We start from the raw sequence: 14387 nt of genomic DNA, 5'->3' as shown, positions 1-14387 counted from the left end.
GCTATCAGATCGTGGCCGCCGTCCAAGGTACGGGCGCGAAGGCCGCGAAGCGTCGAAGGATGTCATCCGCGCCGATGTCTCGCGTGATGAAGACAAGCCGGCTGCGCGCGTCATCATCAGGCCAGCGCGCCAGCCATTCCGGACGATAGATCGTGTGCTGCACGGCATGGATGACCGCAACATGGTCCGGCCGATCGGCAAAGCAGAGCAGACCCTTGGCGCGCAACAGGTCCGCTCCGCGATCGGCGGCGAGGCCACCAAGCGCGCGGGCGAAGGCAAAGCGTGTCGGCGGTTCGGCCAGAACCAGCGAGACCGTATGGATCGCCGCGGTATGCGCCGCATCCGGTGCGACCGCCTGCGCAATGAAACGTCGCCGGTTGGCCACCGGGGGCGCCTTCGTGAACAGCATCTCCACCGGTTCGGACGGACCAGGAAGTTCGATCCGTTCGGCCCAACCGTTCAGCCCGTCCAGCATGGCCGCCAGATCGCCGGCCAGCGGCGACAGGTCGATCTTGGTGATCAGGATGCGGTCCGCCACCGCAACCTGGCTCACCGCCTCCGGATGACGCTGCAAGCTGGTGTACCCCGCCACGGCATCGACCAGCGTGACCACCGCGGTGAACGAAAGCACATGGCCCAGCGTCGGATCGACGGCGAGGGTATACAGGATGGGCGCCGGATCGGCGAGGCCGCTGGTCTCGATGACAATGCGGCTGAAGCCGCGGATCGCACCGCGGTCACGCCGCTCGATCAGCCCGCGGATCGTGGTGACGATATCGAGCCGACGGACGCAGCACAGACAGCCGCTCGGAAGTTCGAGCACCTGTTCCTCCACCGCTTCCAGCAGCAGATGATCAAGCCCCACCTCCCCCGCTTCGTTGATGATCACGGCAGTGTCGGCCATTTCGGGCGAGGCCAGCACAGTCCGCAGCAGCGTCGTCTTGCCGCTGCCGAGGAAGCCGGTCAGCACGGTGACCGGGATCTTCGCAAGGACACGGGGTTGATTGTTGCCCTGACTCATTTGAGATGTCATCGCCCGGCCCAGACAGCAGCCCGATCAGCCGGAGCCCGCCGATGAAACGCTAGCCGGCGAGGCCGCCTGAGCCAAGGGGGGTGAGCGTGCGGGATCAATCCTGTTCGTGCGATCACCGCGCTGCCTACAGCAGCGGGATACGTCACGCGCCGAGAAACTCCGCCGCTCGTTCAGCAATCATGATCGTCGGCGCATTGGTATTGCCTGAAACCATGATGGGAATCACACTCGCATCCGCGACCGTTAGGCCCTCCAGCCCGTGCACCCGCAGGCGCGGATCGACCACCGCCATCGGGTCCCTGCCCATGCGGCAGGTGCTGGTGGGATGATACAGCGTGGTGCAGTGCCCGCGGATAAACTGGCTGATCGCCTCATCGCTTTGCGCCTCGGCGCTCGGCGTGATCTCCGGGCCAAGCTGGTCGGCAAGCGGGGCGCAGGCGGCGATGCGGCGATTGAGCCTGACGCCCACGACAAGCGTTGCGAGATCCTGGCCGCTGTCATCCGAGCTGAAGTAGCGCGGGTCAAGCGCCGGATGCTCCAGCGGGTCGGCGGAGCGAAGCCTGAGTTCACCCCGGCTGCGCGGCCGCTGCAACGTCGCGTGCAACGTCATGCCAGGGCCGGCCGCGAGATAGCGCGCATGGTCGCGATGGCCGGAAACGACGCCATAGAGCTGCAAATCCGGTTCCCTTGCATCCGGACCGCTGCGGGCGAAGCCGCCGGCCGCCACCCAGCAGGACGTCAGCGGGCCGGCTTTCTCCTGGTGCCATTGGACCATGGCGGCATCGAGTTCGGCACCCGTCATGCCGCCGATCCCGACGCGTTCGCGCGTGGAGAAGGTAATTGGCGCGTTGATGTGGTCTTGCAGGTTTTTGCCAACACCCGGCAGATCGTGCAGCGGGGCGACATCGACAGCGCGCAGTTCATCGGCCGGCCCAATGCCGGACAGCAGCAGCAACTGCGCCGAGCCGATGCTGCCGGCACACAGCACGACCTCGGGCGCCAGGGCGGTCTCCGGCTGGCCGCGATCGAGAAAGGCAACGCCGCGGGCCCTGCCGTTTTCGATGATGATCCGCGTCGTCAGGATGCCGGTGCGGACCGTCAGGTTGGGACGATCCAGCGCCTGGCGCAGGAACGCCTTGCCGGTGCCGAAGCGCTCGCCATCCTTCACCGTAAGCTGGAACCAGCCCACACCTTCCTGCACCGGCCCGTTGAAGTCCTCGTTGGCGGGAATGCCGGCGGCCTGCGCGGCCTGATGCCAAAGCCGCTCGACCGGATCGACGTGCGCCACGTCGGAGACAGTCAGCTCGCCCCCGGCCGCATGCAGCGGCGTATTGCCAAGCCTGGGATTGTTCTCCGACCGCAGGAATGCCGGCAGGACATCGTGCCACGACCATCCGGTGCAGCCCGCTTCCGCCCAGCCGTCATAATCCGACGGCAGCCCTCGGATATAGATCATCGCGTTGAGCGCGCCGGAGCCGCCGATCATGCGGCCACGTGGCCAGTAGATGCGACGCCCACGGCACCCTGCCTGCGGCTCGGTGTGGTAGCCCCAGTCCACCCTGGTGTTGAGCATCATCGGCCAGTTGGCCGGGACATCGGAATCGAGCGGCGCCGCCCTGCCGGCTTCAAGCAGCAGGACACGGCGCGCCGGATCGGCCGACAGCCGGTTCGCCAGCACGCAACCGGCACTGCCGCCGCCGACGATGATGGTATCGTAGGTCAAGCGCCGATACCGCCAGATCGCGGCAGCAGACTGTCAGAGGTCACATTAAACGCACCGCGTTTCTCATCATCCCAGTAAGCCGCGACAATGCTCGCGGCGATGAACAGGGCAAGGGCGATGAAGTAGACAATCGAGCACGGCAACCCGAAGATCAGCGGGGCCGGACCGCCGGCGATCCAGTAGATGGGTGGAAACAAGCCCAGGATTGCGTCAAGCATGAACCAGATCGAAATGAAGGCGGAGCGGGGCCTGGTCGCTGGCAGCAAGGTGGTCATGCATGCGGCTCCTGTCGTGAAGGGGATGCCATGCTCAGGCGCGGCGCGATGATGGACTCAGCCGAGGCTGCAACGCCAGGGCGTCGACAGCGCCGGCGCTCGGAACGCGGCTGCCGGTCAGCGCGAACAGTCCCTCCACCCGATCCCGTTCACCAGCGCCGCTCGGCAGCAGCACCGCGCAGCCGACATAGATCGCCGCATTCACGGCCAGCGCGATGATGCCGGACGTAAGGCCCCAGGCCCAGGAGATGCTGGTGGGGTAGATGCTCTGCAGGATGATGGCGAGCCCGAAGCCCACCACGGTGCCGGCAATGGCGCCAGCCGCGTTGCCGCGTTTCCAGAAGATGCCGAGATACTGTGGCACCGCCAACTGGATGATCCCCTGGTAGGACAGGATGGCCAGCGTGAAAAGGTGCGGGATCGAGCGGGTCGCCAGCAACGCCGAGATCAGCGTCACCGCGATCATGGCGAGCTTGGCGATCACCACCGACTGCTTGTGATTGAGCGGCCGGTAGTTGCCGACGATATCATTGGCGACCTGCGCGCCCGTGGCCTGGATTCCGCCATCGACACTGCCCATGGTGCCGGCCAGGACCGCGACACCGCCAAGGCCGAGCAGCAGGGGCCCTCCCGCCATTCGGCAGACGGTGAACCACATCGTATCCGGCGCCTTCGCGACCTCCGGCAGGAAGCTGGCCAGCAGCCCGAGGATCACCAGCGCCATGGCATAGAAGAACGAGATCGGCGCACCCAGCGCGCCCGCGCGCTGCACGCTGCGGACGCTGTCGGCGGTGTAGATACGAATGAAGATGGACGGCCAGCACCAGCCGCCGATGGCGCCGCTGAAAATGATGGCGAACAGGTAGAGCGGGCCGACCGCCGAACCGAGGCCAGGCGCTTGCAGCATCGCCGTGTGCAGCGTGGTGACGCTGAACCCATGGCCCCAGATCAACCAGGCGATCAGGCCGAAAACGATGGCCGTGCCGCCGACATAGGCCACGATCCCCTGCAACATGTCGGATATCACCACCCCGCGCATGCCCATGCGGATGGTCCAGAACTGGCGGATGACCATCAGGACAACGCCAATCAGCACCGCCGAGGTCGCACCCATCGCGCCGAGAGACAGCGACTCGAAAAGATCGCCCAGCCCCTTGAAGCCAAGTACCAGCCAGGGTATGCCCGAAATGATACCAACCAGCGCACCAATCACCGCGAAGCCGCGTGAGTTGTAGCGCAGCGCGAAAAGGTCCGGCTGTGTCTTGAGGTCGAACAGTTTGCCCCACAGCCAGACCCGTTCGGCCATGACGTACATCAATACAACCGTCAGCAGGCTGTAGATCGGCATGTAGAAGCCGACCACGCCCCCGCTGGCAGCAAGCCCGGTCAATGCCAGGAAAATACTGCCGGGCCACCAGGTGTTGAGGAACGACATCATCTGGTACGCGGGACCGAACGACCGGTCGGCAACCGCATAGTCGGTGAACGACTTGTCGCTGACATGCGCGCGCTGCAGCACGACGATGACTGCGATGCAGAAGATGGCAACCAGGCCGAAGGTTATGATCATGGAAGCTGAATCCTTGATCCGATGAATGGCGTCCGGAGCCGGACAAGGCCGCCGTCGTTCATGCAACGGTCGCTCCCAGGCGTTCGATCTTGCATGCCTGGCCGGCGGGCAAATGGCGGAAGGTTTGGCACGCGCTGGCTTATGGAAAAGTGGAAAGAGCGTCGTCTTGTACCAAACGAAAAACGGTCAGCCCGCACCGAAACCCTCATGTGCCAGGAAGCCTTGCATGATCGATGCTTGCTGATTGCCATGCAGGCTGGTGACACCTGGGCCGGCTGGACACATCGGCTGCATGGGCAAGCGGACAATCGCCCCCGTCACCCGTGTTACCCTGAAGCCTCTGGCTGGCAGCAGCGATTATGCTCAAGGCAACTTTAGCCTCCGTCTACAAGCGTGGCCGCATGGACATCTGGATCGTCACGGTAACTCCGGCAGTATTGTTTGCAAGCGATTTTTTCCTGCCGTTTTATCAGGCATAAACCCTGGATTTAATCAGTCTCCGTTTGCGATCGGTGGTTTTATTCTTCGTTGGCACCGGAGTTTGACTGGCGTGCTGATACAGCGCTTCAAGATTCCCTGTCGCCGGCAGCGCACGCCGTGCATGGCGCTGGTGCAAGTTGACGCGGCCGAACGATCGGGCTGAAATGATGCGTCATGGCAGCGGCAACCGCGTTCAACATCCTCGACATGATGCCATGCCGGCGCGCGGATCGCACAGTGCGAACGTGTCCAACGTCTGGCCAGCCGGGCCCGGGCGCCGTGGCAGATCGCATGTCTTACCGGAGAGGCTGATGGGTCATTATCGAATCGATCCGGAACTCGACCGTCCGTTCGTCGAGGAGTTCCGAAGCAGACCCGTAGGCAAGCACAGTCCCGGCTTGATGCGCGTGCTGAACACGTTGCGCAATGATCCAAGTGGAAAACAGCTCGTGCTGTTCTGTCGCAAGCCCTTTGCCGAGTGGCAGATCGCGGAGATGCCCGCTGATCGCCGGCAGCCGATGATCTTCGAGGACAGCCCCATCTTCACCAACCGCGACGAGGCGGAGTGGGAAGTGTTCCGGCGGCGCTGGCATGCGGCGACTGGTGAAAGGATCAACCTGCCTCCACCAACCGCGACCGCTGGCGCGTGACCGGCCGCGAACCGTGTGCTCTTGCAGGAAAGGACGGCAATGCTGAAAATCCTGGGCTATCCTGACCGCTACAGCGTAGCGCCGGGCGAGCGGATCTCCTTTCAGGTTTCACTGGAAGAAGGTGATGAATACGAGGCACGCATCGTCCGCGTGGTGAACGGAGACTGTAATCCGGCCGGCCCCGGACTCGACCTTCCCCATCTGCCGAGCGTGGTGGATGGCCATTATACCGGCGTCCCACGGCGCGCTGATGCCGGTTCGTACTTCGTGGCGGCCGGATTTCCGGCCCTGGGATCACGTCAGGCATTCAGCTTCCGCATGCTGATCTGGCCGACTCTGCTCAATCGTCCGGCTCAGGTGCTGGCGGCCCAATGGGATGCCGCCACGCAGTGCGGCTTCAAGCTGATGACGAGTGACGGTCGACTGATGCTCATCCTGGGCGACGGGTCAGGCAACACCGCACGGGCCGAACTTGCTGCCAGGATGCTCGAGCGAAAGTGGTATGTCGTTACGCTGACGATCGATCCCGTGAAGCAGTACTTCCGCTTGACCCAGTCGGCACTGCAAGCCGATTTCGGCGTGTGGGACAGCGAAAGCCGCGACGGCAAGCTGCCTCTGGCGGTGGGTCACGTGGCGGGCCCGATATATCTGGCGGGTGCGCCGCAGCCGGATGGAATGGTCGGCGAGCACTTCAACGGCAAGATTGAAGCTCCGGTCTTTCTCGATGGTGAATGGGATCAGCCCACGCTCGCGGCGATGACAATCAGCCCGCTGCCGCCGGCGCTTTCGCCGCGCATCATTGCCGCCTGGAACTTCTCGGAAGGGATCAGGACCGAGCGGGTCACGGATGTCGGGCCATCCCGCCGGCACGGTCGGCTGGTCAACCTGCCCGCGCGCGGCATGAAGGGATCGGCCTGGACGGGGAAGCACCATAGCTGGCAGGCGGCGCCGGCCCAGTACGGCACGGTGCATTTCCACGAGGACGACCTGTACGACGCCGGCTGGCCGGCCGACATCGTCTGGACCGTGCCGGACGACGCCAAAAGCGGTGCCTACGCCTTGCACGTGCGTTGCGGCGAGACGGGACCGGAGGCAATGCGGGAAAGCTACATTCCCTTCTTCATCCGCCCGCCGCGTATCCCGACGGCACGGACAAAGCGGCCCAAGGTCGCCTTCCTGGCGCCGACGTGCTCCTACATCGCCTATGCCAACCACGCTGGTCACATGGCGACACCGGGCCCCGAAGCCCTGATGGGACGGCTGCTGCATTTCGGCCATCAGGACGTCTATCTCTACGATCATCCAGAGATCGGTTATTCGCTGTACGACAAGCACGCGGATGGCTCCGGCATCTGCTATTCCAGCCGTCTGCGTCCCGTCATCAACTGCGCGCCGCGCTACCACTCCTGGCTCGGCGGCGACGGATCAAGCCTCTATCAGTACAACGCCGATACGCACCTGTTCGGCTGGCTTGCGCATCACGACATCGAATACGACGTCGTAACGGACGAGGATCTGCATCGCGATGGCTATGCGCTGATTAAGGATTATCGCGTCATCCTGACCGGATCGCACCCGGAATATCATTCCACCGCGATGTGGGACGCAATGAAGGCCTGGCTCGATCGCGGCGGCCGGCTGATGTACATGGGCGGCAACGGCTGGTACTGGCGTATCGCCTTTCATGATGAACTGCCCGGCGTCATCGAGGTGCGGCGGGCGGAGGACGGCATCCGATCCTGGGAAGCCGAACCCGGCGAATACTACCATTCCTTCACCGGCGAATATGGCGGCCTCTGGCGCCGCTGCGGCCGACCGCCTAACCTGATGACGGGCATTGGCTTCGTGGCTCAGGGTTTCGATGTATCCTCCTACTACCGTCGCGCGCCGGATGCCGACAATCCACGTGCCAGCTTCATCTTCGACGGCGTGAAAGACGAGATCATCGGCGACTTCGGCCTGATCGGCGGCGGCGCGGCCGGCATCGAACTCGACTGCATCAACCCCCTTCTCGGCTCGCCGCCGAACATCCTGCGCCTCGCATCCTCGGAAGACCACAGCCCGTTGATGCTGCTGGTGAACGAGGAGTTCACATCCACCCTGCCCAATCTCGGCGGCGATCAGAACGAGCGCGTCCGCGCCGATCTTACGTTTACCGAGACCACGTCCGGCGGGGCGATCTTCTCCACCGGTTCGATCGCGTGGTGCGGCGCATTGCCCTGCAACGGCTATGAGAACAACATCGCCCGCATCACGCTCAACACGCTTCACCGCTTCATGGCTGACCAGCCCTTCGGCTGACAACGGACAAACAGGACCCACCGACATGACAACCTGCCATACGCAGCCGCAAGCCACGACCGCCTTTCCACATCCGCTCGATCCGCTCTCGGCGGCGGAACTGACCCGCGCGGCGCAACTCATTCGCGACCAATTCAGTTGGGGTGACGATCTGCGTGTCGAGACGATCGACCTGGACGAACCACCCAAGCACGTCGTGCGCGCCTATACCGACGGCACACCAATTCAGCGGATCGCCCGCTTCAACATCTACCGCCGTGGTGTCATGGGTGTCGTGTCCGGCAAGTTCGACCTGAGCAGCGGTGAGCTTCTGTGGCAGGTCTTCCGCGAGGATGCCCGTGCCATGGTCGCGATCGAGGAAGTCCTGCAGATTGAAAAGATCGTCAAGGCGAACCCGCGCTTCCAGGAAGCGCTGCGCCGGCGCGGCCTGCTGGATCACCTCGACCTGATGTGTGTTGATCCCTGGACCGTCGGCGACTTCGGCCATGTCATCGAGCAAGGCCGCAGGGTGCTCAACTGCTTTATCTGGATGCGTGGCTTCCCGCTCGACAATTACTACGCCCATCCCGTCGAGGGGCTGCATGCGCTGATCGACGTCAGCACGCTCGAAATCCTGAAGGTCGAGGATCATTTCGAGGCCAATGGCGACTACATCCCGGTACCGCGCACGCCGCTCAACTACGACGCCGATCTGCTCAAGTCATTTCGGCCGCCTTCCGCGCCGCTTGACGTGGTGCAGCCAGAAGGCCCGGGATTTCGTGTCGATGGGCACAAGGTCACCTGGGAAAACTGGGACTTCCGCGTCGGCTTCAACGGCCGCGAGGGACTGGTGCTGAACACCATCGGCTACACCCAGGACGGTCAGCGGCGGCCGATCCTCTATCGCGCCTCGATCGCCGAGATGGTGGTGCCATACGGCACGCCGGAGCGCAGCCACTACCGCAAGAACGTCTTCGACAGCGGTGAGATCGGCTTCGGCCGTCTGGCGAACGCCCTGACACTCGGCTGCGATTGCCTGGGCGCGATCCACTACTTTGATGCCGAAGTGCCAGACGTGTTCGGTTTCCCACGCACCATCAAGAACTGCATCTGCCTCCACGAGGAAGACGCCGGTCTTTCCTGGAAGCATACCGATGTTCGTACCCAACGCGTGGAGGTGCGACGCGCTCGACGTTTGGTGATTTCCTCGATCTCCACCATTGGAAACTACGAGTACGCATCCTATTGGTACCTGCATCAGGATGGTCGTATCGAATATGAGATGAAAGCGACCGGGATCATCAACACCTCGGCCTGCCATCCGGGACAGCCCGGCCGCTTCGGCACCGAGGTGGCGCCGGGTGTCGTCGGCCATATCCATCAGCACATCTTCTGCGCCCGCCTCGATATGGAGGTGGATGGACCGAACAACACCGTTGTGGAGTGCGACACGCGCGCCTTGCCACTCGGTAACGACAACCCTTATGGCAACGCCTTCCTCGTCGAGGAACGGCCGCTGCGCTCGGAACGCGAAGCGCAGCGGGATTTCGACTTCGGCAAGATGCGCTACTGGCGCATCATCAATCCGCAGGTGAAGAACTGGGTCGGCCGGCCGACGGGTTTCAAATTGGAAGCAGGGTCATCGGTGCAGCCCTTCACCCATCCCGACAGCCCCTCTGGCCGCCGCGGGCGCTTCATCCAGCATCAGCTTTGGGTGACGCCGTTTAACGCGGACGAGCGGTTTCCCGCTGGTGAATTTGTCAACCAGTCGAATGGTGAAGAAGGGCTGCCGAACTGGACGCGGACAGACCGGCCGGTTGACAACACCGATATCGTGGTTTGGCACAGCTTCGGTCTGCATCATCTGCCGCGACCGGAGGATCATCCGGTCCAGCCATGCGTCATCTGCGGCTTCAAGCTGATGCCATCAGGCTTCTTTGACCAGAACCCGGTCATCGACCTGCCGCCGGCCACCAATGCCCAAAGCTGCTGTGTTTAGCGTGCGGACATTGGACCTGTGTCTCGCTACAGCGCGTCGCGTCCCAGCCAGTCGATATGGCGTTGCACCGATCGCGTAAGAGCGGTCATGGCGTCCCGCGGGATGACCCCGTTCCAGAACGCGCCATAGATCGCGTCGAACGACCAGGGTTGTAGCCTCGCCGCGATGGCCCGCACCGCGGCGGCGCCAAGCGGTATGAAGTTCGGGTAGGACCGCATGAAGCCGAGATGCGCCCGGTCCGCGACCACCTGCAGGATGTCGCCGCTCAGCAAAGCGCCACGGCCTGCCGCGCCGGCGGCATGATGTAGAACCGTGCCACCCTCAAAATGACCACCGCAGCGAATGAGCGTCAGACCAGGGGCGAGCGTCTTGCTATCGCCCTCCCAGAACACGATCTCTGGGCCGTTGCGCATCACCCACGCACGATCGGCCGCATGAAGATGCACCGGCACGCCGCCGAACGCTCGGCTCCATTCCAGCATCGTCGTGTAGTAATGCGGATGCGAGATCGCGATTGCGGCCAGGCCGCCCAAACCCTTGATCAACGCAACGGCGGCCGGTTCCACCAGACTGATGCAATCCCAAAGGATGTTGCCATCGGGTGTTTGAACCAGCAACGCTCGCTGCCCGATGCCGAAGTTCGGACTGGTGCCGATCCCGATCAAGCCCGCCTCGTCGCGGACCGTCGTCATGTGGCTGCGCATGAGCTGTGGCAGTGTTGTCCAACTCTGGCCCAACGGACCCACATATTGCCTCTCGTCGGTGCACACTGAACAGGATTCCGGCGGCGCGTCAGTGGGCTCGAACTGCGTGCCGCATGTCGTGCAGATGAATGCCTTCAACGGTGAAATCCTTGCCCAGGGCGACGCATCAACGCACAGGTGCCAAGATTTCCCTGGGTCACCGCCACTGTCAATCCAGAATGAAAGTACTTGCTTGCGCTCTATCAGGCAACTTCGAGGCTTCAACTTCGGACCCGTGATGGACGACCGCCATGGCACGGTTCTTGAAGATACCCTGGTGCAATATGCAGGTAGCGAAGACCAAGTCGGCGCTACCTGCAACAGGAGCGTCCCATGGATCGACTGAAAGGCAAGAAGTGCGTCGTCACCGGAGGAGCACGTGGCATCGGTCGTGCCATTGCGCTGGCGTTTGCCCGGGAAGGCGCCGACATTGCAATACTGGACCGTAATGAAGAGCTCGCGGCCACAACCGCGCGCGACGCGGAAGCTATAGGTGTCTGTGCCTTCGCGATAACGGCCGACGTATCGGACGAAACATCCGCGACCGCGGCTTTGCAGCGGGCGGAGCAGGCGCTTGGCTCAGTAGACGTCTTGGTCAACAACGCGGGTATCGGCGGTAACGCGCTTCTGGTCGACCTGTCGGTTGAAGCCTGGGACCGTATGATCGCGGTCAACCTTCGCAGCGTGTTCCTGTGTACCCGTGTCGTGCTGCCCGGCATGATCAGCCGTCGCTGGGGCCGTATCATCAGCACCAGCTCGCAGCTTGCCCATAAGGGCGGCATCGAACTTGTGCACTATTGCGCCGCTAAGGCAGGCATCCTGGGATTTACCCGTGCTCTCGCCTATGAGGTCGCGCAACACGGCATCACCGTCAACGCGATTTGCCCCGGACCGATTGAGACAGACATGTCCACGACGCTGTCCGACGCGTGGCGCGCACGCAAGCTCGCCGAACTGCCGCTAGGCCGGTTCGGAACAGTCGAGGAAATCGCGCCGACGGCCGTCCTGCTGGCGTCCGACGAGGGGTCTTATTACACCGGCGCGTCCCTCAACCCGAACGGCGGCGATGTCATGATCTGAGCCAGACTGTCAGCCTCCAGCTCACGAACAAGACCAGCGCCCTTTGAACCACATCCAAGGCGGGACACATGCCAATCCGAGTTGATCGTCGAGACCTGCTTCGTGGAACGGCTGCCCTTGCGGCCGTTGGCGCGGCGTCTGCCAACCACGCGCGGGCGGCGGACAGCAGCAAGACGCTGGTGATCGCAAGCCCGGCGACACCGCAGGGGCTGGACGGTGATTATGACGTCAGCCTCGGAACAGTCGATTCAACCGGCGCGTTCTATGACAACCTGATCGCGTACAAGAAAATCCCCGATCCTGCCTCTCCCGATGTCATGCGAGAAGACATCGGCGTCCACCCGGAGTTGCCTTACGGCCTCGCGCTGGAAGGCAAATTGGCCGAAAAGTGGGAGCTGTCGCCCGACGGCAAACGCGTGACCTTCACGCTTCGGCAGGGCGTCAAAAGCGCCTGGGGCAATCCGCTGACCGCCGAGGATGTGCGTTATTCATGGGCGCGCCGCTTCAACAGCAAGGGCAACGGCACCTTCATGACGCGCATGTTAGGAGTCGAGGACCTTGCACAGATCAAGGTACAGTCGCCTCAGGTTGTTTCTTTCGATCTTCCCAAGCCGACGCCGCTGATCTTGAAACTGCACTGCAACCTGGGATCGCCGATCTACGATCAGGTCAAGATGAAGCAGGTGGCCACCACCGATGACCCCTGGGGCAACAACTTCCTGAAGAACAACAGCGCCGGCTTCGGTCCGTACCGCCTGGCACAGATCGTCCGCGGTCAGCAAGCGGTCTTCCAGGCGCGCAACGACTATTACGGTGGCAAACCCTATTTCGAGACGGTGGTGATGCGCGAGGTGCCGTCCTCGGCTAGCCGGCTTTCCCTGCTGCAAGGCGGTGCGGTCGACATCGCCCAGTTCCTCGCGCCACGTGAGTATCTGTCACTGAAATCGTCGCCCTTGGCGACATTTGATGCCGTACCGGCGTCTTACATGCTGTGGCTCGAACTCAATGCGAAAATTCCACCATTCGACAACAGGCTCGTCCGCCAGGCGATGAACTACCTGTTGCCGCGGGACGAAATCGTCAAGACCGTCTATTACGACCTCGCGACAAAACAGACCGCTTGCGTTCCGCAAGGTTATCCAATGGTTGACTACAGCTTCTTTGATTACGACGAGAACGTCGACAAGGCGAAAGACCTTCTCAAGCAGGCCGGCCTCGCAGCCGGCTTCAAGACCACGATCAGCTACGATGCGGGCAACCCGGTGCAGGAGCCGATCGCATTGATCTTCCAGACCTCCCTGCGCCGCGTCGGCATCGAGGCTGTTCTGGACAAGCTGCCGGCCGGGGTCTTCTACGAAAACGTCAGCCGGCGGCAGAAGCCGGTCATCTTCTACCTTGACTCACCTTGGACACCCGATCCGGGTTATTCCACCGCCCTCTACTTTTCGTCCAAAAGCTTCGTCGACTACAGCAACTATTCAAACCCTGATGTCGACAAGCTGATTCAGGAAGGCATGCAGACGCTGGATGATCCGCGCCGCAAGGTAATCTACACACAGGTCCAGAAGACCGTGATGAACGATGCTCCGTGGGGATTCGTGGTGTACCCCAAATATGCCCTGGGTCGAAAGAAGAACCTGAAAGGTTTCACCTATTACACGTCGAACAATCTGCGCTTCCAGGATTTCAGCCGGACCTGACCGACGCAACCACTGATGAAGGAGATTGGCATGGGCCGGCTACAGGGCAAGAAATGCGTCGTGACCGGTGGGGGCCGCGGCATCGGACGCGGGATCGCGCTCGCCTTCGCGCGGGAAGGCGCCGACGTCGCCGTGATCGACCGCATGGGTGATAACGCCAGGCAGGTCGCTGCGGAATTGACCGGCCTGGGCGTAACGGCGATCGCCTTTAGCGCGGATGTTTCCGATGAAACCTCTATCACTCAGGCGCTGACCGAGGCCGAGCGGCAACTGGGGCGTGTCGATGTTCTGATGAACAATGCAGGCATCAATACCCATGTGTCGCTCATCGACATGACAGTTGCCACATGGGACGAGATGATCGCGGTGAACCTGCGGAGCGTGTTTCTGTGCACCCGCGTTGTACTGCCTGGAATGATCGAGCGCCGCTGGGGCCGCATCATCAGCACCAGTTCGCAGCTCGCCCACAAAGGCGGCCGCCAGCTCACCCATTACGCCGCCGCAAAGGCCGGCGTGCTCGGCTTTACCCGTTCACTCGCCTACGAGGTCGCGCAATACAACATCACCGTCAATGCGATCTGCCCGGGACCGATCAACACCGACATGTCATTGGTGGGTTCACCGGAGTGGAAAGCCCAAAAACTTTTGGAACTTCCCCTCGGCCGTTACGGGGAGGTGGCGGAGGTCGCGCCGACAGTGGTCCTGATCGCCTCGGATGAAGGCTCCTACTACACCGGCGCGTCGTTCAACATGAACGGCGGCGACGTGATGATCTGATGATGGCTTATCGATCAGGACGACTGACACCCCGAATGCGCCCGATGGCTGGCGATCGATGAGCCTGTCGTCCGCGA

At 62.7% G+C, this 14387-nt stretch carries 12 protein-coding genes; 7 read left to right on the top strand and 5 right to left on the bottom strand.

The annotated features are described in order from the left end of the window. Positions 1-4: 4 nt before the first annotated feature. The 4 genes from ACQY4S_RS01545 to ACQY4S_RS01530 form a co-directional block, all read right to left on the bottom strand. Positions 5-1021 (bottom strand): CobW family GTP-binding protein, encoded by a 1017-nt coding sequence (locus tag ACQY4S_RS01545; protein WP_428483413.1) that lies wholly within the window; start codon positions 1019-1021, stop codon positions 5-7. A gap of 154 nt (positions 1022-1175) precedes the next feature. Further along, the gene (locus tag ACQY4S_RS01540; protein ID WP_428483412.1) at positions 1176-2756 is read right to left on the bottom strand and encodes a GMC family oxidoreductase; all 1581 of its coding nucleotides are present in this window, start codon (positions 2754-2756) and stop codon (positions 1176-1178) included. Next, complete coding sequence (locus ACQY4S_RS01535; RefSeq protein WP_428483410.1) at positions 2753-3031, bottom strand: hypothetical protein; 279 nt, start codon at positions 3029-3031, stop codon at positions 2753-2755. Before ACQY4S_RS01535 ends, ACQY4S_RS01540 begins: the two co-directional genes overlap by 4 nt. A gap of 34 nt (positions 3032-3065) precedes the next feature. Further along, positions 3066-4601 carry a sodium:solute symporter family protein gene (locus ACQY4S_RS01530; protein ID WP_428483409.1) on the bottom strand — a complete coding sequence of 512 codons (1536 nt, stop codon included), beginning with the start codon at positions 4599-4601 and terminating at the stop codon, positions 3066-3068. Positions 4602-4893: 292 nt separating this feature from the next. Between ACQY4S_RS01530 and ACQY4S_RS01525 the strand changes: the two genes are divergently transcribed. From ACQY4S_RS01525 to ACQY4S_RS01510, 4 genes are read left to right on the top strand one after another with little or no spacing between them, the layout of a single operon-like run. Then, the gene (locus ACQY4S_RS01525) at positions 4894-5244 is read left to right on the top strand and encodes a hypothetical protein (RefSeq protein ID WP_428483408.1); all 351 of its coding nucleotides are present in this window, start codon (positions 4894-4896) and stop codon (positions 5242-5244) included. Between the two features lies 1 nt (position 5245). Further along, positions 5246-5731: a hypothetical protein gene (locus tag ACQY4S_RS01520; protein ID WP_428483407.1), complete on the top strand. Its 486-nt coding sequence runs from the start codon at positions 5246-5248 to the stop codon at positions 5729-5731. A gap of 39 nt (positions 5732-5770) precedes the next feature. Beyond that, positions 5771-8032: a N,N-dimethylformamidase beta subunit family domain-containing protein gene (locus ACQY4S_RS01515; protein WP_428483406.1), complete on the top strand. Its 2262-nt coding sequence runs from the start codon at positions 5771-5773 to the stop codon at positions 8030-8032. A gap of 25 nt (positions 8033-8057) precedes the next feature. Further along, positions 8058-10010, top strand: coding sequence for a primary-amine oxidase (locus ACQY4S_RS01510; RefSeq protein ID WP_428483405.1), 1953 nt, complete (start codon positions 8058-8060; stop codon positions 10008-10010). Between the two features lie 26 nt (positions 10011-10036). On the opposite strand, the gene ACQY4S_RS01505 is transcribed toward ACQY4S_RS01510, so the two are convergent. Further along, complete coding sequence (locus tag ACQY4S_RS01505) at positions 10037-10702, bottom strand: MBL fold metallo-hydrolase (RefSeq protein ID WP_428483404.1); 666 nt, start codon at positions 10700-10702, stop codon at positions 10037-10039. A 384-nt stretch (positions 10703-11086) separates the two neighbouring features. Here ACQY4S_RS01505 and ACQY4S_RS01500 point away from each other — a divergent pair, with 384 nt between their 5' ends. The 3 genes from ACQY4S_RS01500 to ACQY4S_RS01490 all read left to right on the top strand — a co-directional run bounded on the left by ACQY4S_RS01500 (position 11087) and on the right by ACQY4S_RS01490 (position 14310). Beyond that, positions 11087-11833: an SDR family NAD(P)-dependent oxidoreductase gene (locus tag ACQY4S_RS01500; RefSeq protein ID WP_428483403.1), complete on the top strand. Its 747-nt coding sequence runs from the start codon at positions 11087-11089 to the stop codon at positions 11831-11833. A 179-nt stretch (positions 11834-12012) separates the two neighbouring features. Then, on the top strand, positions 12013-13533 hold the full coding sequence (locus ACQY4S_RS01495) for an ABC transporter substrate-binding protein (RefSeq protein ID WP_428483402.1): 1521 nt from the start codon (positions 12013-12015) through the stop codon (positions 13531-13533). 15 nt (positions 13534-13548) lie between these two features. Beyond that, a complete protein-coding gene (locus ACQY4S_RS01490) occupies positions 13549-14310 on the top strand; it encodes an SDR family NAD(P)-dependent oxidoreductase (protein WP_428483401.1) in 762 nt (253 codons plus the stop codon). Positions 14311-14387 lie beyond the last annotated feature (77 nt).

This window comes from Rhodopila sp., from assembly GCF_965276935.1.
Classification (GTDB): Bacteria; Pseudomonadota; Alphaproteobacteria; order Acetobacterales; family Acetobacteraceae; genus Rhodopila.
Note: the sequence above shows the minus strand (reverse complement) of the source record. Positions and strands in the feature narration are given on the sequence as shown.